Origin of the sequence: Streptomyces sp. NPDC093260, from assembly GCF_040683715.1 — a bacterium.
In the GTDB taxonomy this organism is placed as follows: domain Bacteria; phylum Actinomycetota; class Actinomycetes; order Streptomycetales; family Streptomycetaceae; genus Streptomyces; species Streptomyces sennicomposti.
In genome coordinates, this window is record NZ_JBFBEK010000044.1 from 22,087 (window position 1) to 40,854 (window position 18,768).

The window sequence follows — 18,768 nt, forward strand, 5'->3', positions numbered from 1 at the left end:
GACTGTAAATCGTTCGGCGGCGGAGGCCGCGACCCGTGCCTCGGCCGGTGACAGCGCGACCGTCGCGCAGCGGGCGCTGGCGCAGGCGGCGCAGTCGAAGGCGGAGTTCCGCAAGAAGGCCGCCGAGGCGGCCGAGTCGCAGGCCAAGGCGGCCGCCGACGCAGCGAAGATCCACCGGGACAACGCGAAGAAGGACAAGGAGACCGCCGAGGCCGAGCTCGCCGTGGCGGTGCAGGCGGAGGCGGACGCGAAGGCGGCCGCCGCCGACGCGCACGCCAAGCGGCTCGCCGCGGAGGCCGAGGAGAAGAGGGCCAAGGCGGAGAAGGAGACCGCCGCCGCCAAGCAGGCGGAGGCGCAGCAGCACAAGAACAACGCCGAGACGCAGGCCGCCGCCAAGGATGCCGAGGACAAGGCCGAGGCCGCGGAGAAGACCGCCGAGAGCAAGCGCGACGCGGCGACCTAGGCCGGCGACGACGCCAAGGCCAAGCGGGACGACGCGTGGGACGCCGAGCAGAAGGCCAACGCGTCGCGTGCCAAGGCGGACGCGAAGGCCGCCTACGCCGGCTCGCTGGAGGCCGGTGACGCGGCGGACGCCGCACGCGCCGCGGCGAACGACGCCGACCAGCACGCGAACGACGCCGAGGCCGCCGCGGTCAAGGCCCGCTCGGAAGCGGACGCGGCGACCCGGGCGGCGGCGGACGCGGACGCGGCGGCCACCCGCGCCGAAGCCGCGGCCAAGCGCTCCCGCTCCGGCGCGGACGCGGCGCAGGCCGCGAAGCTGAAGGCGGACGCCGCGGTGAAGACGGCGACCAGCGCCGCCGCCAACGCCCTCAAGGCGTCACAGGACGCCGCCGCCGAGGCCAGGACGGCCGTCGAGCTGGCCGGCAAGGCCGAAGCGCGCGCCAGGGACTCCAAGTCCCAGGCGGACCAGGCGCGCAAGGAGGCCGACACGGCGCGGGCGGCTGCGGCGAAAGCGGCCGGCTTCGCCCACGTGACGGCCCAGGCCGCCGTCGACAGCGCTGGCCTAAGTGTCCTCTTCCTCCACGCAGAGCGCCTGGAACTCATCGCCAACCCACTCCGGGCCCCGGTCCTGACCATCTCCGGCCTGGCCGGCCTCACCACAGCCGACAGTCCGTGAGCATCTCGGCTGCGACGTGGGCGACGGGCCTCGTACGGCATCGCTCGACGAGGTGACGCCCGTCCCTCCACAGTGAGGGGTGCATTCTTGTGCGTCACGCAGCGGAACCAGGCGCAGAGGCTCGCCGTGACTGATCCCGCCGGGCGATGGCCTCGGCGACTTCTTGAATGGCGCCGCGGAGAAGGTCACCGTAGGGATCCTGGGGGAGGCTGGGGGCGTGCGTCTTGGCTGCGTTGATGTGTTCGGTGGCGGCTTCGAAGGAGCCGAGTCGGCGGTAGTTGTCGGCGAGGTTGAGGTGCAGGGAGGGGTAGAAGCCGGCGATGTGGAGACCGGCGTGGTGCTCCTGGACACGCTGCTCGGTCACGGCGTCGGCAGCGTCCAGGGCCCGGATGTCCCAGGCGAGGGCCTGGGCGGGATCTTGGTAGAGATCTGCCAGGTAGTGAGCGAGGGAGCAGCGGTGCAGCGGGTCGCCGGTGACACCGATCGCGGACCACAGGCCCAGCAGTTTCCGGCGGGCGGAGGTGCTGTCACCGGCTCGGCCCTCGGCGACGGCGTGGCCGATGGCTTCCATGGTCAGGTCGGGGTTGGCGGGTGTGGTGGTCATGGACTGTTCCTCGTCGTCCTTCTCAGGCGGAGTGGTCGGGCTTGACGGGCATGGCCAGGGTGGTGAGATCGCCGCGGCCGGCGGAGCGGATCGTGACCGGCTGGTCGTGTCCCCGCAGGTCGAGCATTACGTCGGGGCCGATCGCGGTGCTCACTGCGGGATAGAGCGTGGTCAGCTCGAACCAGATCTGGAGGGCCTGGCCCGTCGCAGTGGCCGAGAGTGGGATGTTGGGGTGTTCGTCGTCCGCGGACACGACGTTCACTCCGTGGTCGGCAATGTGCAGCGCGATGCGCTCGCCGGGGTGTTCTTCCAGGGCTCGCAGAAGCAGATCCTTCGAGCCCGTCGCGCGGGTGGTGACCTCGCCCAGTGACGCGAGCATCAGCCGATAGTCGGGGAACTCCTCGGGCAGCAAGCGGCAGTGCCGGTCCTCCCGGTCGGCCACGCGGAACCAGATCCCGTGCGAGACCGCTTCCAGTCGCACCAGGGAACTGCGGCGGATCTTGGCGACCGCAGCCCGCAGCTCGTCGCCGTTGACCGTGCCGGCCCATGTCTGCCTCGGTGGTTCAGTTGGCACCAGGGTTCGAGTGGAGAGCCGGTATCGGTCCGTTGCGGTCAGGGTGACCGCGTCATGACGTGCCTCGATGCGTAGGCCGGCGAGTGCTGACATCCCGGGCTCATGCGCGGTCGCGGTCAGGACCTGCTCGACCGCATCCGCCAGCACGGGGCCCTTCACCACCCCAATGGGGAGACCTGGCACGTTGCCGAGCGCAGACTTGATGACAGCAGCCTTCTGCTGCACGACTGCCGCATTCCCAACGACCTTTGCGACATGCTCGTCGAGTAGCCGGGCTGCCTCGTCGGCCTCGGAACCAAGTACAGCCTCGACAGCAGCCAGGGGCATGGCGAGCTCGCGGAGCTGGCGCAGCGCGGTCGCCCGCGCCACCTGGTCGGCGCTGTAGTAGCGGTAGCCCGAGAGCGGGTCGACTTCGGCAGGGGACAGCAGCCCGGAGTCGGCATAGAACCGCAACGCGCTGGAGGTCAGACCACTGCGTTGGGCGAAGGCCCCGATCGGCATCAGCTCATCATTCGGCACCGCGCCATCATCGAGCTTCGACCAACTCGAAGGTCAACACCGACAAGCAGCGACACCGACCTCATGGCCGGCAACCTCCAGGCGTCGAAGGCTACGGGTCGCCGCCGAGGACACCTCCCCCCTACTCGCCTGTCCCGGCTGCGATCCACTGGCGCGTCCTCGCGTCGGGACAGGTGGCGAGAGATCCTGCAGGGCAGGTGGCGGCGACCTGCGCGACACACGTGTGGTCTTCCGGTGGCCGGTGCATCGCTCGATGGCTAGCATGAGGAACCAGTGGTAGGGCACCAGCCAAGGCCAACGGGCTCCGTCCTCGGATGGCGTGGTGCACGTTCGCCTGGCCGCGAACGCATCATTGGATCTCACAGCAGCCTTTATCGCGCTGCCGTTTTCCATGCGCCGTGGGGGTGGTCGCCGAAACTCCGACTCCGGTCGCCATGGCATGTGTGCCGCGGTGGTTCTCTCGGGGTCTTCGCGCTGTCCAGAGATACGAGCGTGCCGAACGCCGGCACCATGTCGCCGGACCGGCATGGACGAAGGATCAGGCAGATGACGGCGAAAGAGTACAAGCCAGGAACCGTGTTCCCCGGGGTGATCGGCCGTACGGCAGACGAGTCGACGCCCGCATGGCCTCAGCCGACCCGGGCCGTTCCGGGATCGCCGAACGTTCTGTTCATCACGCTCGACGACACGGGGTTCGGTCAACTCGGCTGTTACGGCGGCAGCATGTCGACACCGAACATCGACTCGCTCGCCGCGAACGGACTGCTGTACAACAACATGCACACGACCGCTCTGTGCTCTCCGTCGCGTTCCTGCATCATCACCGGGCGTAACCACCACGCGAACGCCATGGCTCTGGTAACAGAGTTCTCCACCGGATATCCGGGGTACAACGGCCGTATCCCGTTCGAGAACGGGTTCATCTCCGAGATGCTCGTGGAGCAGGGATTCAACACCTACGCGATCGGCAAGTGGCACCTGGTGCCCTCGGAGTACGAATCCGCCGCCGGCCCGTACGACCGCTGGCCGCTGGGCCGGGGCTTCGACCGCTTCTACGGCTTCCTCGGCGGTGACACCAGCCAGTGGCACCCGGACCTGGTCTACGACAACCACCAGGTCGACCCTCCCGCCTCACCGGAGGCGGGCTATCACCTGACCCCGGACCTGGTGGACAAGGCCATCTCGTTCATCGCCGACGCCAAACAGGTCGCCCCGGACAAGCCGTTCTTCCTGTACTTCTGCCCCGGAGCCACGCACGCCCCGCACCACGTGCCCAAGGAATGGGCCGACCGCTACCGGGGCCGGTTCGACGACGGCTGGGACGCCTACCGTGAAGAAGCCTTCGCCCGGCAGAAGCAGCTCGGGGTCGCGCCGCCCGACGCCCGGCTCTCCCGGCACGACCCGGACGTACCGGAGTGGGGCTCCCTGTCCCCTGACGCCCGTCGTCTCGCCACGCGGATGATGGAGGTGTACGCCGGATTCCTGAGCCACACCGACCACCACATCGGGCGTCTGCTGGACTTCCTGAAGGAGACCGGCGAGTTCGACAACACGCTGATCATGCTGGTCTCCGACAACGGCGCCAGCGCCGAGGGCGGGGTCACCGGGACGACCAATGAGGCGCAGTTCTTCAACAACGCCCCCGAACCGCTCGAGGACAGTCTCAGGGCCATCGACGAGATCGGCGGACCCAACACGTTCAACCACTACCCCTGGGGCTGGACCTGGGCCGGCAACACCCCCTTCCGACGGTGGAAGCGCGAAACCTACCGGGGCGGCGCCAGCGACCCCTTCCTCGTCCACTGGCCTCAGGGCATCAAGGCCCGCGGCGAGGTGCGCACCCAGTACGCCCATATCATCGACATGGTCCCCACCGTGCTGGACGTGCTCGGCATCGAACCCCCCGCGACGATCAAGGGCGTACCGCAGTCACCCATCCACGGTGTCAGCTTCGCCCACACCTTCGACGACCCCTCCGCACCAACGGCCCACCACACGCAGTACTTCGAGATGATGGGCCACCGCGCCATCGACCACGACGGCTGGCGAGCGGTCTGCCCCTGGCCCGGACCTTCCTTCAAGGAGGCGGGCAAGCCCTTCGGCACCCCCATCACCCCGCAGACGCTGGGCAAGCTGGACGCCGAGGGCTGGGAGCTCTACCACATCGACGAGGACTTCGCGGAAACCAGTGACCTGGTGGCCGAGAATCGCGCCAAGCTGGTCGAAATGGTCTCCCTGTGGTATGTGGAAGCCGGAAAGTACGGCGTCCTGCCCATCGACGGCAGCGGCGTGCAGCGCCTGATGCAGGAGCGGCCGCAGATCTTCACGGAACGCACCAGCTGTACGTTCCGGCCCGGCACCCAGACCCTGCCGGCCGCGGTCGCGCCGCGCGTCCTCAACCGGCCCTTCGCCATCACCGCGGACGCCGAGATCCCCGCAGGCGGCGCGGAAGGCGTATTCCTGTGCCAGGGCGCCAACGTCGGCGGCTTCACCTTCTACATGAAGGACGGCAGGCTGCACTACGTCCACAACTACCTGCGGCGCGCCCTGTACGGCGTCTCCTCCTCCGCGGAGGTACCGGAGGGCCGCCACGAACTGCGCGTCGAATTCGAGCCGACCGGAAAGCCCGATGTCCCGAACGGCAAGGGCGTCCCGGGCCGTGCACAGCTGTACATCGACCGCCGCCCGGTCGGTGAGGCCGACATCCCGGTCACCGCAGCGATCATGTTCAATCCCGGCGGCATGACCTGCGGCGCGAATCCGGGCTCCGCGGTCACCCCGGACTACAAGCCGCCCTTCCGGTTCACCGGCGTGCTGCACACCGTGACCGTCGACCTTTCTGGCGACCTGATCATCGACGCCGACAGCGAACTGCGCATGCACCTGTCCCGCCAGTAGCGATTCCGTCGAGGAGGGCCCAGCGGCTCATGCGCCTCATGAGCCTTCCGGGCCCCGGTACAGGTGGATCCCCAGCCACTGACTCTCCCGCTGCCACGTGTCCAGCGCGGACACAAGGCGCCGGCTCAGCCCGGCCACGGTCGGCGCCCTCCACTGGCAGCCGGCCAGGAAGCGGGTCAGCACCGCGATCCGCTCATCCTGACGGGCAACCCGTTCCGTCCCGTCTATGCAGTGAGGGTCGACCGCGGTCAGGGCTCGGCGCCTGCTGTCCGTTCGCCGACGGCCGGCGCCGGGGGTTGAAGCGGGCGGTTCAGCGGAACACCGCCAAGCGGCAGGCATGGGCCCCGTCGAAGCGGCGGGCGCCACGGAGCGTCGCGCGTTTGAGGGCCGTGTTGAACGACTCGGCGAGTGCGTTGTCCTGCGCTCGTGCCGACCGCGCCCATGGACTGCCGCACCCCCAACTCAGCGCCGACGTCGACGAATTCGCGGCTGGTGTATTGGACGGATCCAATCGGTCGTTGCGACGCTGGTCGGTGGGAGCGATCGTAGCTGCTGGGTGAACACTTCAGCCGGGGCTCGCCACCCGAGGGTTTTCCGGGCCGGGTGGTGAAGACCGATGCGGCGGCCTGGAGCTCTTCGCCGTTCCCCACAGTCGCGGTCTTCTTGGTGGTGGGGACGGTCAGGCTGCGGACGTGAATGCGGTGATGGCGTCGACGAGGTCGGCCGGGGCTTCCAGCGGGATCAGGTGACCGGCGTGGGGGATGACCACGAAGTCGGGGTGGGGGAGGTAGGGCACCAGGTTGTCGCGGAGCACCCCGACGGGCTCCACCTGGTCGTGTTCTCCGGCGACGACGAGAACGGGCACGCTGACCATGCGCGTGTGTTCGGTGATGTCCTGCGCGATGCCGTGCAGCGGCCACTCGGTGCGGGCGGCGTCGGCGACGGTCAGCGAGTCGGTCACGATCTGCGCCTTGACCGAGGCGGACAGCTCGGTCGCGGTGAGGACGTGATCCCGTGCCCCGGCCACGGACTCGGCGGAGTCGTAGGCGTGCGACAGGGCCTTCTGGTACTCGGGAGTGACCTGGGGAGCAGGCTTCGCCGGACCGGAGCCGACGAGGACCATGCCGCGTAGGCCGGTGGGCCGGGTGGCCGCGACCAGCTGTGCGACCTTGCCGCCCATCGAATGCCCCACCAGGACGTAGTCGGTGACTCCCGCGTCCGCGAGCACGGCGAGCGTGTCGTCGGCGAGCCGGCCGAGCGTGTAGGGGCCGGGCAGAGTGCTCGACCGGCTCCAGCCGCGGAAGTCGACCGTGAGCACGTCACGGCCCGGCAGGCGGTCGACGACGAGGTCCCAGGTGTGGGCGGAACCGCCCCAGTAATGCAGGAACACCAGAGTGGGTCCGGTCCCCGGGCGGTGGTCGTAAGTGGGCAGTAGCGTCTGCTGCGTCGTGTCCATGGTGGCTCTTCCGGTCGATGCTGTGGGCGATTGCCCCGTGCATTCATTGAAGCTTCTGTACCCAGACGGGTCATTGGAGTGATTGGTCGCCCGATGGTGAGAACTGGACACGTGAGCATGATCCGGCACATGACCTACCAGCTCGCGGGGCGCCGCGCCGTCTCGGCCGGGACGATGACGTTCGGCCGCCTCCGCGAGCTGAACGACGGCGGCACGCAGCGCGCCGACTTCCACGTCCTTGCCGTCATCGACGCCGGACCCGGCTCCGTCACCGGCGGCTTCCGCCGCCACCCGCTCCAAGACCGGTCCGCGGTGCGGATTCCACCCGGCGCGGTGCACTTGGTGTCATCGCCGAGGTGGCAGGGCACCTCGTGCTGGTCGTGCCGACCGCACCGGTCACCCACGCCACCGAGAACCGGCCGCCTCCCCTGACCCGGCCGCGCACTGGAGCATCCCCGACGCCGACTGGCCCTTCGTCGGCATGGCGCGCGGCCATCTCCTCCTCGAAGCATCCGCTCCGCCCAGTGACTCCCGGACAGAGCTGCCCGGCATCCTGCTCTCCGCGCTGATCACCCGGCTGCACCCACCGCACGCCGGAGCACACCTCCCCCCTGCGGTGTTCCGGTTGTTCCGCTCCGGCGTCGAAGCGCACTTCCGGCAGGGACCACGACGCCGGGTCCTTGGCGGCTTCTTCCACCCTGGTTCGCTCGATGGGAACGAACCCGCTGTTCCGCCAGTGCCGGTCTTTGTGCCGATGCCTCAGGAGGCGGCGCGGCATGCGGGTCGTCCGGCCTCTCGTGCAGAAGGCGCGTGAGGGAAGCCTTCATGCACAGGTCGGCAGCGGGGCGGTCGGCGAAGGCGTAGGCGGCTGGTGTCCGCGGTCGTCAACCGGTCGGGCTGTCCGAGGGCTGGGGCTTGCCGAGCATCTGGCAGGTCGCGGCGTCGACGAGGGCCTTGTTCGTGGTGGCGGCCTTCTTCTCCTTGATGCCGAAGTTCGTGATGGTGAAGACCGCGACGCTGCGGGTGCCGGTGGCGTCGGTGTAGATCTCGCTGGAGTAGCCGGGCAGGCCGCCGGTGTGCCCCCAGACGGTGCCGCAGGGCGTGTCCACCTTCATCAGGCCCAGACCGTAGGCTCCGCCTTCCTCGGGGGCGTCCACGGTGGTGCGCATCTGCTTCATCTGTGCCTCGGGCAGCAACCGGCCGGACACGAGCGCGGTGAGGAAGCGCTGCCAGTCCTGCGCGGTGGAGACCATGCCGCCCGCCGCCCACGACCAGCTCGGGTCGATGGCGGTGGTGTCGACGTTGTCCCCGGGGCGTTCGGGCCCGGCGAACCCGACGCCTTCGGGCAGGTCCACGGCCCCGGAAAGCAGGGCCCTCAGGCGCTCGGCGTTCGGTTCGTAGCCGGTCGCGTGGCCTTTCCCGGCGGGCCAGGCGGCGTCCGTGGCCAGGAACGAGTGCTTCATGCCGAGCGGCTTGGTGATCTTCTGCTCGATCAGCTTCGCCAGGCTGCTCCCGGTGGCCTTCTCCAGGATCAGCCCGAGGGCCTCGTAGTTGGCGTTGCTGTAGGAGTACTTTTCGCCGGGCTCGGTCGGCGGGTCCTGCTCGGGAGTGATGGCGAGCAGTTCCTGCGGCGTCCAGGTGCGCTTCTCCTGGCCGGTGAGCGAGGGCAGGAACTCGGGCGTCAGCAGGAAGTCCCCCAGGCCGCTGGTGTGGTTGAGCAGCATCCGTACGGTGATGTGCTCACCGCCCTTGACCAGTCCGGGCAGCCACTTCTCGACCGTGTCGTCGAGGCTGATCTTCTGCTGGGCGACCTGCTGCAGGACGAGGGTCGCGGTGAGCGTCTTGGTGTTGGACCCGACCCGGAACCGGTCGCCGGCGGCGAGGCGGTGGTCGTCCTTCGTCCAGGCGGCCTGGCGGGCGATCTCGACAGGCTTCCCGGCGCCGGAGTCGACCCGGACGATGACGCCCAGGGAGCCGGTGTCGGCCGCCTGCTGCGCGAGGCGGGCCAGCCGCGCGTCGGCCCCCGGACTCCCCGCGCTCTGCCCGGCCGCCAGTTCGGCCCCGTCCTGCCCGTCGTCCGAGCAGCTGACGAGCACCGTGCTCAGGCAGGTGGCCAGCGCCACGGTCAGAGCCCCTCGAAGAACCCGGTGACGGCGGGACAGTGTGGATGCGGACATGGCAGTTCCCTTCGGCGCGTGGCAGAGACTACGTGCGTGGAGGGATCCGGCGTTCACCCCGTTGAGGGCGTGTGAAGTGCTCCGCGCACAACGACCATTCAGCCAGCGGCGCGACCCTGGAACATCGCTCGATGGAGGGCTTCCCGCCGGCGTGGGGTCACTCCAAGGAATGACCCCGCGGTGAACGGCGCGCCCCGCCGGCCCGCCCTCCGACCTTCTCTTCCGTAGGCCGCCGCGATGGCTGAAGGCCGTGGGGACATCGGCCACCCGAACACAAGGGTGCGGGTGCTGCAAGAACACGCCGTGGGTGTGGACGGCGCGCGGGATGGGGGGATGAGGACCGAGCGGTCGTCGCCGGGGCAGAGGTGCAGGTTGCGCCGGCCATGGATGCGTGCGACGTATGCGGCGGCGGCCTCAATGATGTCGGCCCACCGCTGGTGCCCGAGGACGACGAAGCCGACCAGGTAGAGGTGGTCGTCGGTGGGGCGTCGATCCCGGTGACGTGCAGGCCGCGTAGACGAGGAGGCCGTTCTCCACCGCGTCCTCTCCGAGAAGCGGGCCGGCAGGTATGCGGCCGTGCTCAAGCCGTGGTCCGACGCCTGGGCCGGGATGGTGCCCTTCCTCTCCTGCGACGTCGAGATCCGCAAGGTCATCTGCAGCACGAACGCTGTCGAGAGCGTGAACGCCCGCATCCGCAAGGCGGTCCGGGCCCGCGGGCACGTCCCGAACGGGGCCGCCGCGTTGAAGTGCGCCTACATGGCGCTGACGAGCCTGAACCCGACAGGCAAGGGGTCGGCGCCGCCGGACCATGCGTTGGAAGGCACCACTGAACGCCTTCCAGATCGCCTTCGAAGGACGCCTCACCCCCACCACCAGCCACTGACCCTCACCAACCAAGATCAGCCGCTGACTGGACACACCCCCGGGAGTACCTATTTCTGGTCCGGCCGTGACATGAGGTGCGGTGGGTGTTGAAGGTCAATTCAGGGCAGCCGGCGTTGACGCCGTTGAGGACGACTGCGGTGTTCGTGCGGGGACGAGGATGAGGCCGACGTCGTGGCGGCGGTTTCCGCCGCCACGACGTCCTACCCGCTGTGGGGGTCAGTTGCCCGTCGGGCTGATCTTCTTGGGGTGGGTCGTCGGATTCGCATGGACAGTCTCCGACTCCCTGCTCAGTCGGCTGGGCCACCAGACCGCCGGGCCCATGTCCCTGACGAGAGCGGGCACCAGGAGCGAGCGCACGACGATGGTGTCGAGGAGGACGCCGAAAGCGACGATGAAGGCGATCTGGGCCAGGAAGGCCAGCGGAATGACGATGAGCGCCGCGAACGTGGCAGCGAGCACCACGCCTGCTGACGTGATCACGCCGCCGGTGGCGATGAGTCCCCGGAGCATGCCTTGCCTGGTGCCCAGGTTCACCGTCTCCTCACGCACGCGGGACATCAGGAAGATGTTGTAGTCGACTCCCAGGGCGACGAGGAAGACGAATCCGTAGAGGGGGACGGAGGCGTCCGTGCCCGAGAAGCCGAACCCGTGCTCGAAGACCAGTCCGGCGATGCCGAGGGTCGCCAGGTAGTTCAGGCCGACGGTCGCGACCAGCAGGACCGGCAGCAGCAGTGAGCGGAGCAGAACGATCAGGATGACGAGGATGATGGCGAGAACGACGGGGATGATGAGGTTCTTGTCATGCTCGGCGGTTCGTTGCGTGTCGTACTGCTGAGCGGTGTATCCGCCCACGAATGTGCTGGCGTCCACGGCGTGGACCTGGTCGCGGAGGTTCTGGACGGTTTCTTTGGCGGCGTCGCTGTCAGGTGCGTCGGAGAGGGTCGCGTCGATGCGGACCAGGCCGTCGACGACCAGAGGCTTTCCGCCAGGAGTCTTGGTGACCACGCGAGCGTCGGCCACCCCCGGCGTGCGAGTTGCCGCACTCTGGACCGCGGCCTGGTTGTCGGCGTCGGCGATGATGACCGCCGGCTGGCCGGAGCCGCCGGGGAAGTGCTTGCCCAGGGTCTGCTGCGCAGCGACGGACGGAGCGTCGTTGACGAACAGCTCGTCGAGGGGGACGCCCTTCGACTGCAGAGCGGGGAAGAAGGCCGCGCCGACCAGCAGAAGGCCGGTGGTGACGACCCACAGCCGGCGGGGACCGGTGTCCACCCGATGGGCCACGCGGCGCCAGATTCCGTGGCCTCCGGTTTCGGCGTCGACCCGTTTCGGCTTGGCGGGCCAGAAGGCGGTCTTGCCCGTCAGGGCCAGGACTGCCGGGAGGAAGCTCAGGGTGGTGAGGACGGCGCACACCACGCCGATGGCACCGACCGGCCCGAGCGCCCTGTTGTTGGTCAGGTCGCTGAGCAGCAGGGCGAGCAGTCCGAGCGCGACCGTGGCCGCGCTGGCGGTGATCGCTCCGAAGGAACCTCGCGTGGCGGCCCAGGCGGCTGCGGCGCGGTCGCTGGTGGTGGCCAGTTCCTCACGGAAGCGGGCCGTGAGGAGCAGCGCGTAGTCGGTGGCCGCACCGATCACCAGGATGGACAGGATGCCCTGGACCTGACCGTCGACGCGGACGATGTCGTTGTCGGCGAGGACGTAGATGATTGCGCTGGCGACTCCGAGGGCGAAGACGGAGCTGATGATGATCAGGAACGGGAGAATGACGCTGCGGTAGACGAGGAGCAGGATGAGCAGCACGGCGGCGAGTGCCACGCCGAGCAGGATCCCGTCGATTCCGGCGAACGCCTCTCCCAGGTCTCCCTGAGTGGGCGCGGGACCGGCGAGTTGCGCTTGTGCATCCGGCACCGTATCGGCTGCGGCCTGAATCTTGTCGAGAACACCGCCGAGTTCTTCCCCGAGATCCGGGGACAGGGGCACGACGCCCTGGAGGGCCTTGCCGTCCTGTGACGGGAAGGCCGGGGAGGGGGCTCCCTCGACGCCCCTCACAGCGTTCAGCGACTGCAGTGCGGCGGTTGCTGCCTTCTGCTGGGCCTGCGAGATGTCGCCGCCCTCGGAAGCCGTCCAGACGACGATCGTCGGCAGTGTCTCCTGCTGGTTGAAGGCCTTCTGCTTCTCGATCACCTTCGTGGATTCGGCGTTCTGCGGCAGGAAGGCGGCCTGGTCATTGGTGGAGACGTCGCCGAGCTTGCCTGCGTAGGAGCCGAAGGCTCCTCCGAGGCCGAGCCAGACCAGGACGAGGACGAGGGGGACCAGCCAGCGGACTGGTCGACGCGCGCTGTTCATCGACTCCCCATCGGGACGAGCGAGTGCAGTTAACTCAAAGACAAACTATCTCAATCTTTGAGAGATACTAGGATGGGTGCATGCAGTCACGTTCACCGGACGCCTCGGAGCAGGGCAGTGACCTGTTCGCCTACGCCGTCCTGCTCCGTGCGTTGAACCGGGAGCTGAACAGGGTCACCCTGGACTTCGCTCACAAGCAGGGACTGCACACCACGGACGTCCATGCACTTGCCGTGATCATGGATCCATCGGCATCAGCCGACGCTCCCGTGACTCCCACGTACCTGAGGGAAGAACTCGGTCTCACCTCCGGAGCGATCACCGCCTGCCTCGACCGTCTCGAGCGCTCAGGACACGTCAGTCGCGTCCGGGACACCGCGGACCGCAGAGTGGTACACCTCGTCTACAACCCTGAAGCCCGAGCATTGGCACGCGAGTACTTCAGCCCTCTCGCGCGGGCCACCGAGACGGCGCGCAGCCAGTTCACTCCAGAACAGCTGTCGACGATCGCGGACTTCCTCCGGGCGCTCAACGCCGAGCTGGGCGCAGCCCACGAAACGCGGACGTGAGGTAGAGCAGGATCGGGCGAAGCACGATGCGCCGCTACGGCGGTGCGAAGTGCACCCCGTAGACATCGCCGCCCTCGCGGAGCTGGGCATGGACTGGGCGAAACCGGCGGCGATCCCCGCCGCTCCGAACGGCCTCTGACCACCCTCGGGCTACCTCTTGCTCGCGGCGCGGTACCGGATCAGCAGTGTGGCGGTGAACAGGGTGAACGCGGCCAGCAGCAGCTGGCCGGTCAGGAACAGGCGCGCGACCAGAGCGCTGAGCAGCGCGAGGACCGGGGCGGGCAGATCACCGTGCCGCTCCCGCACGGCCTCCAGGGCGAGTACGGCGAACAGGGCGGTCATCGCGAAGTCCAGACCGGTGACGCTGTCGGGTACGACCGAGCCGAGCAGGGCGCCGGCGGTGGCGCCGCCGACCCAGTACAGCTGCATGAACAACTGCAGCCACAGGATGCGGGCGCCGGACCAGGACCGGGCCCGGTCACCGGTGGTCAGGGCGTAGGCCTCGTCGGTCAGGGCGAAGGTGCCGTAGGCCTTGCCGAGACGTCCCCGTACGCGGAAGAAGATCAAGACCGATGAGTGACTGCTATCGGTCTGTGAGCCGCACCGGAGAGGTATCGGCGGGGAGAGTGACGGCCTTCGCCCTGCCCACCGTAAATGCCTCTGCGTTCAAGCCTGCCCAGGTGGCGATGCCGTACGCGGTCACGTGCCCGGCCGCAACGGCTTCTTGCAGGTCGGCGAAGGACGTCGAGGATCGCGCGGTGCAGGGCGGGGGCGGTCGCCGGGGTGGGCGCGCTCGGGGTTGTGGAGCAGGACCAGGTCCAGCCGGTCACGTGTGGGGTGCGGGGTTGTTCGTGAGGCGGGAGTTGCCTTTCTCCAGTTGTCTCGTTGATGACTTCGGTGGCGCGCGCAGGATTCAGGTGCTGCCTTATCCGGGGGGCGTCGACGTGATGGTGGTGAAGTGTGGGGTAGAGGCCTTTTCTCCGGCTGGTGGAGGGCGGGCTCGCTGACTGGGACCCCGATGCCGGACGGGCACGGGACGTGTGGGTGTTCCAGGCCGGCTGTATCCGGGCGTTCGCCGCGACGTGGGTGGTGCGGGGGTTCGCTCCGACGACGATCAGCGCCTACACCTCCCTGCTGCCACGGGTGCTGGCCCACTTCGACCGCCCCGTCTGGCAGATCGAGCCCGCCCACGTGGACGCGATGCTCCACACCCTGCTGCGCGCGGGCCGGAGCGCGGGAACCAGACGCCGCTACCTGGACATGCTCCGCGCCTTTCACACGTTCGTACGCCTGCGCTACGCGAGTGAGATCCGCGCCCTGTACGGCACCGCCGTGGGTGATCCGCTGGACCGCTTCAACCGGCTGCGCCATGTCCGGGACGAGCCCGCGCACCGGCTGCCGCCCACCGCGGAACGCCTCACGGCCTTCCTCGCTCATGCCCGCGCCCGCCTGGCCACCGTGTCCGACTACCCGGCCGCGGCCCGGGACTACGCGTTGTGGCGCACCTGTACCACTGCGCGCCGCGGCTGAGTGAAGCCCTCCGCCTGGAACTGTGCGACGTCCACCCCGAACTCGGGCCGTCCGGCAAGCTCCACGTGCGGTTCGGTAAGGCGGCCAACGCCTCGGGGCCACGCCCGAGATGGGCTCCGATGCTGGACGGCCTGGACCGGATCCTTGCCTGGTACCAGAGCGACATCCGCCCCCTGTTTCCCGATACCGCCGCGCTGTTCTGCGACGCCCACGGCGAGGCGCTGAAGCCGGAGACGGTACGCGACCGCCTCTCCCGCCTCCTGGACACCGAAGGCAGGTCCAACGACGACCGGTTCACCCCGCACGACCTGCGCCGCGCCTGCGCCATCCATCACTACGAACAGGGCATGGACCTGATCACCGTCCAGCAACTGCTCGGCCACGAGCACATCGCCTCCACCATGGCCTACGTGAGGCCCTGCCTCACCTTCGTCGAGGACGCCTGGCGCCGCGCCACGTCCCGAGCCCTGACCGGCCTGGCCGGATGACCCCCGGGACTCCCCGTGACAACACCTCCTCTGCGTGCCGTGGAGACCCCCGCCCCGCCACCGGTGGTGGAGTGGAAACTGCGCATGACCGCGGCACAGCGCGACATCTGGACCGGCACCGAACTGCGCCGTCTCCTGGCCGAGCGCGCCGGTCTCGAACTGTCCGCGGCATCGGTGTCCGCCCTTTTCACCAAACAGCCGTCCCAGGTGAAGCTGTCCACCCTGGCCGCACTGTGCGCCGCCCTCGACTGCACCCCCGGCGACCTGCTGACCCTGCCCGGATCCACCGCACCCTCAGTGCCTCCGCCGCGCCCCGATCCGGTCCCCGACCGGCAGCCTCCGCAGCAGCAGCCCGCGTCCCGCTACCGGTCACTGCCACCGCTGTGACCGCACCCGAGCCCGCCGCGAGCCCACCCGCGCCTTGTGCCGCTGCCGTACCCCGGACGGCCAGGGACACCTGCCCGGCCTGCCACCGCCTGCGCCGGCTGCGCCCCGACACCGGCCGCTGCGCCTGGTGCTCACGGACCTGCGCCCTGTGCGGCGCTCCACGGCGATCCGCCCAGGACCTGTGCGCGGCCTGCCGGCACCGCTCGGAGGGCCGACGGGCACGAGGCCCGTGCCGGCACTGCGGGCGCCGGCGCACCCTCGACGCGGCGACCCGGCGCTGCCGGGCCTGCACCGATCCGGCCACCGCACCGCCCCCGGCATCCTGTGAACGCTGTGGCACCAGCGGCCAGTGGGCCAAGGGCCTGTGTAAATGCTGCTACGAGCATTCACCGCACACCGTCAGCACCCGTGCGGTCGGCTGGGCCGAGCGCATGCCTGCCGTACCACCCTGGTGGAGCGACTTCGCCGCACACCTTGCAGATCACCGCCACCCCATCTACGCGGCCGCCGCCTCGCCGCCACCGCACGTCTGATCACAGCGGTCGCGACCAGCGACCCCGCAGAGCTGCTTGCGCACGCCCGCAACAGTGCACCCGAACTCGTGGGAGCGCTCACCGATTTCTTCCGCACCCACGGCCGCCTCGCCCCGCCACCGGACCTCGCCGACCAGCGCGCAGCAGCTCGCCGCACCCGCCGCATCGGGGCCGTCCCCGGCCCACTGCGCCCCCAGGCCGCCGCCTTCGCAGATTTCCTGCTGCTCCAGCGCGAGCGAGCCCAGCAGCTCGGGCTGCGCCCGAACCGGCTGGAGACCATCGAGATCCGTCTGGATACCATCCGCGACCTGGCCCTCCACCTTGAGGGATCAAGGACCTGGGCGAGCGTCACCACCGCAGACCTGGAGTCCTTCCTTGCCCTGGCCCCGGCCCGCCGCGCCGCCCACCTCGCGGGCATGCGTCAGTTCTTCGCTCACGCCCACCACTCCAGGGCCATCCTCCACAACCCCACGGACCCGATCACCGCCGTCCAGCAGAGGGGATTTCACGGATCCACCCTCACCCCGGCCAGGCAGCGCACCCTGTACGAACGGTGGGCCACCAACCACGACATCCACCCGCACGATGCCTTCATCGGCCTCGCCGCTCTCCTCCACGCAGCAACCATCACCGAGCTGCGCCGGTTCACCGACGCCGACATCGACCCCGACCGCCACAGCGTCCGCTTTCCCGGCAGATCAGTGCATCTCCCACTGGACAGCGCAACGTGGAAGGCGCTGCAGCGCTGCCAGGAGCACCGGCGCCGACTCGGTACGGGCAATCGCCACCTGCTCGTCACCAGGCTCACCCGAACACACCACGAACCTGCCGGCGCCGCCCATATCCGCGACAGCCTCGCACCCGCCGGCCTGCTGCCCCGAGTCCTGCGCTCCACAGGCCTACTTGCTCTCGCCGACGAACTCGACGCCAAGATCCTCACTGTCTCCCTGGGGATGTCCTACGCGGGAGTCGCTCACTACCGGCCCTACTCAAAGCTCACCAGACCCGTGTGACGGGCCAGACTCAATTCCGCTGCGCCCGGACTGTTCGTCATGCCCAGTTGATGCCCAGTTCCCGGAGCGAGGACAGCTGCTCCGCGCTGAGCTTGTCCCGCCGGCTCTTGGTGTTGGAGATCCACACGCCCAGCTTGACGACCACGGGCTCCGCCTCGCCATCGACCTTGATCTCCACAACCGCCCCGCGTGGAACGGGCCGCCGCCCTTCCTGCTCGACCCACTGCGCGAGGGCGGCCAGGCCTCGCTGGAACGCCGCCTGCGCCTTGCTGGGACCCTTAGCCCCGCGCGCAGTTGCCGGGGCAGGAGACGGGGCCGCAGCGGGCTGCACGCCCAGCCGGGTCAGCCGTTCCTGCTGCTCGTTCGACAGCAGTTTCCAGCCCCGGCGTTGCCGTTGGAGCCACCGTCCCAGATTGTCCCCGTCGTGGAGGATGCCGGGTTGGATGTCGGGGAGCCGGCCGCCTGGTTCGTCGGCGGCGAGGTCGGCGAGGACCCGGTAGTGCCGCTGCCAGTTCAGCGGCCAGGGGCAGTTCCAGTCCGGGTCGATCGCGGTCAGCTGCTGCGCGCGCTCCGCCGCCCGCTCGGGGTCCTTTCCGAGGCCGCCCTTGCGGCGGAGGTTGGCCATGTGCTGCCCAACGGGTACCAGCCCCCCGGCCTCGCTCTCGCCCCACACCTGGTCCTGGCGGGGTGCGAGGTGGCCTGTGGCCTGCCGGTAGGAGCGGAGTGCGGCGAGTTTGTTCTCCCAGGCTTCCTCGCCGGGCTCCCAGACCATCCCGGCCTCCGGCGCGTCCAGCAGTGTCTTGCGCCGCTCCTCCAGCTCCCCGGCCCGCAGCGCCTTTCGTTGCTGGTGGACCCATCGGCCAAGCGGAAAGGATTTCGTCGCCCCGACTTCGACCTCGGTGTCGTAGGGCACGGTGTGCAGGCCGGTGATCTGGTTCTCTTTCCGCCACCGGATGAGGGCCTGGTAGCCCTCGAGCCACACCAGGGACTCGGGCCGGTAGACCCGGGTGCGGAGGAAAGCGGCGATGGTCGCGGCGTCGCGCGGGCTGGAGAAGTGGAGGAGGGCGGCTTCGGCGGCGGCCTGCGTGTCGTCCTCCTGGTCCTGGCCGTCGCCCTCGCCGCCGGCCCTGACGATCTGCCCCTCTTCGTCACGCCGGAGGTGGACCTTGCGTTTGCCGCTGGTGAGGGCGCGGGAGGCGAGCCGTTCGACCAGACGTTCGTCATGCGAGCGCAGGCCTTGGAGGACCGCTACAAGGGGGCGGAACGAGGCGCTGGCGACCATGTCCTGCGGGTCTTCGCCAGGTTCCAGGAACACAGGCACGATGATCCGCGCGACCTTCGTCGTGCCGTCGCGGTTGAGGCGGAGGGCGCGGCCGATGTTCTGGACGATCTCGACTTGGGAGCCACGGGTGTCGGCGAAGCAGACTGCCTCGACTCCCCGTTCGCCGGTGATGTCGACGCCTTCCCCGAGGACGCGGCAGCTGGCGAGGAACGCCCGATGCACCCTGCGCCCGGCCGTGTCGATGCCGTTGGCGAACTGGCGAAGGGCTTCGCGCCGCTCGGTGACGAGGTGGTCGCCGCACAGCCACGCCGACCACACCCGCTCCGGCGGTACGTGCCGGCCGGCCTCGAGTTCGTAGAAGGCCGCGTCGAT

At 69.4% G+C, this 18,768-nt stretch carries 12 protein-coding genes and 4 pseudogenes; 9 read left to right on the forward strand and 7 right to left on the reverse strand.

Annotated features, from left to right (window positions below; translation table 11 throughout):
• Positions 1–19 precede the first annotated feature (19 nt).
• Positions 20–1,018 (forward strand): annotated as a pseudogene (locus AB0N63_RS34150) (virulence factor); the annotation flags it as partial.
• A 214-nt stretch (positions 1,019–1,232) separates the two neighbouring features.
• On the opposite strand, the gene AB0N63_RS34155 reads toward AB0N63_RS34150, so the two are convergent.
• Positions 1,233–1,742, reverse strand: coding sequence for a hypothetical protein (locus tag AB0N63_RS34155; RefSeq protein WP_365535476.1), 510 nt, complete (start codon positions 1,740–1,742; stop codon positions 1,233–1,235).
• Positions 1,743–1,764: 22 nt separating this feature from the next.
• On the reverse strand, positions 1,765–2,835 hold the full coding sequence (locus tag AB0N63_RS34160; protein WP_365535478.1) for a MerR family transcriptional regulator: 1,071 nt from the start codon (positions 2,833–2,835) through the stop codon (positions 1,765–1,767).
• Positions 2,836–3,381: 546 nt separating this feature from the next.
• On the opposite strand from AB0N63_RS34160, the gene AB0N63_RS34165 reads away from it, so the two are divergent.
• Entirely contained in the window at positions 3,382–5,733 is a 2,352-nt protein-coding gene (locus tag AB0N63_RS34165; RefSeq protein ID WP_365535481.1) for an arylsulfatase, read from the forward strand.
• Positions 5,734–6,412: 679 nt separating this feature from the next.
• On the opposite strand, the gene AB0N63_RS34170 is transcribed toward AB0N63_RS34165, so the two are convergent.
• Positions 6,413–7,189 (reverse strand): alpha/beta hydrolase, encoded by a 777-nt coding sequence (locus AB0N63_RS34170; protein WP_365535483.1) that lies wholly within the window; start codon positions 7,187–7,189, stop codon positions 6,413–6,415.
• A 111-nt stretch (positions 7,190–7,300) separates the two neighbouring features.
• On the opposite strand from AB0N63_RS34170, the pseudogene AB0N63_RS34175 reads away from it, so the two are divergent.
• A pseudogene (locus AB0N63_RS34175) lies at positions 7,301–7,866 on the forward strand (AraC family transcriptional regulator); the annotation flags it as partial.
• Between the two features lie 207 nt (positions 7,867–8,073).
• Here AB0N63_RS34175 and AB0N63_RS34180 read toward each other — a convergent pair.
• Entirely contained in the window at positions 8,074–9,366 is a 1,293-nt protein-coding gene (locus AB0N63_RS34180) for a serine hydrolase domain-containing protein (protein ID WP_365535485.1), read from the reverse strand.
• 564 nt (positions 9,367–9,930) lie between these two features.
• On the opposite strand from AB0N63_RS34180, the pseudogene AB0N63_RS34185 reads away from it, so the two are divergent.
• Positions 9,931–10,249 (forward strand): annotated as a pseudogene (locus tag AB0N63_RS34185) (transposase); the annotation flags it as partial.
• A gap of 218 nt (positions 10,250–10,467) precedes the next feature.
• Here AB0N63_RS34185 and AB0N63_RS34190 read toward each other — a convergent pair.
• Positions 10,468–12,594 carry an MMPL family transporter gene (locus AB0N63_RS34190; protein ID WP_365535488.1) on the reverse strand — a complete coding sequence of 709 codons (2,127 nt, stop codon included), beginning with the start codon at positions 12,592–12,594 and terminating at the stop codon, positions 10,468–10,470.
• An 80-nt stretch (positions 12,595–12,674) separates the two neighbouring features.
• Here AB0N63_RS34190 and AB0N63_RS34195 point away from each other — a divergent pair, with 80 nt between their 5' ends.
• A complete protein-coding gene (locus AB0N63_RS34195; protein ID WP_365535490.1) occupies positions 12,675–13,163 on the forward strand; it encodes a MarR family winged helix-turn-helix transcriptional regulator in 489 nt (162 codons plus the stop codon).
• 150 nt (positions 13,164–13,313) lie between these two features.
• On the opposite strand, the pseudogene AB0N63_RS34200 reads toward AB0N63_RS34195, so the two are convergent.
• Positions 13,314–13,718 (reverse strand): annotated as a pseudogene (locus AB0N63_RS34200) (AzlC family ABC transporter permease); the annotation flags it as partial.
• A gap of 432 nt (positions 13,719–14,150) precedes the next feature.
• On the opposite strand from AB0N63_RS34200, the gene AB0N63_RS34205 reads away from it, so the two are divergent.
• From AB0N63_RS34205 to AB0N63_RS34220, 4 genes are all read left to right on the forward strand, one after another.
• Complete coding sequence (locus AB0N63_RS34205; RefSeq protein WP_365535493.1) at positions 14,151–14,693, forward strand: site-specific integrase; 543 nt, start codon at positions 14,151–14,153, stop codon at positions 14,691–14,693.
• The gene (locus AB0N63_RS34210; RefSeq protein WP_365535495.1) at positions 14,660–15,181 is read left to right on the forward strand and encodes a tyrosine-type recombinase/integrase; all 522 of its coding nucleotides are present in this window, start codon (positions 14,660–14,662) and stop codon (positions 15,179–15,181) included. The genes AB0N63_RS34205 and AB0N63_RS34210 overlap by 34 nt, the downstream gene beginning before the upstream one ends.
• 15 nt (positions 15,182–15,196) lie before the next feature.
• Positions 15,197–15,568 carry a helix-turn-helix transcriptional regulator gene (locus tag AB0N63_RS34215; protein WP_365535497.1) on the forward strand — a complete coding sequence of 124 codons (372 nt, stop codon included), beginning with the start codon at positions 15,197–15,199 and terminating at the stop codon, positions 15,566–15,568.
• Between the two features lie 601 nt (positions 15,569–16,169).
• Positions 16,170–17,114 (forward strand): hypothetical protein, encoded by a 945-nt coding sequence (locus AB0N63_RS34220; RefSeq protein WP_365535500.1) that lies wholly within the window; start codon positions 16,170–16,172, stop codon positions 17,112–17,114.
• Between the two features lie 37 nt (positions 17,115–17,151).
• On the opposite strand, the gene AB0N63_RS34225 is transcribed toward AB0N63_RS34220, so the two are convergent.
• Positions 17,152–18,768: Helicase associated domain protein (locus AB0N63_RS34225; RefSeq protein ID WP_365535503.1), on the reverse strand; the 1,617-nt coding region annotated here is incomplete at its 5' end.

Bases quoted from the DNA above. Each gene is read 5' to 3' on its own strand.
- AB0N63_RS34155 (WP_365535476.1), bottom strand. From the start codon at position 1,742: ATGACCACCACACCCGCCAACCCCGACCTGACCATGGAAGCCATCGGC.
- AB0N63_RS34165 (WP_365535481.1), top strand. From the start codon at position 3,382: ATGACGGCGAAAGAGTACAAGCCAGGAACCGTGTTCCCCGGGGTGATC.
- AB0N63_RS34170 (WP_365535483.1), bottom strand. From the start codon at position 7,189: ATGGACACGACGCAGCAGACGCTACTGCCCACTTACGACCACCGCCCG.
- AB0N63_RS34180 (WP_365535485.1), bottom strand. From the start codon at position 9,366: ATGTCCGCATCCACACTGTCCCGCCGTCACCGGGTTCTTCGAGGGGCT.
- AB0N63_RS34190 (WP_365535488.1), bottom strand. From the start codon at position 12,594: ATGAACAGCGCGCGTCGACCAGTCCGCTGGCTGGTCCCCCTCGTCCTC.
- AB0N63_RS34195 (WP_365535490.1), top strand. From the start codon at position 12,675: ATGCAGTCACGTTCACCGGACGCCTCGGAGCAGGGCAGTGACCTGTTC.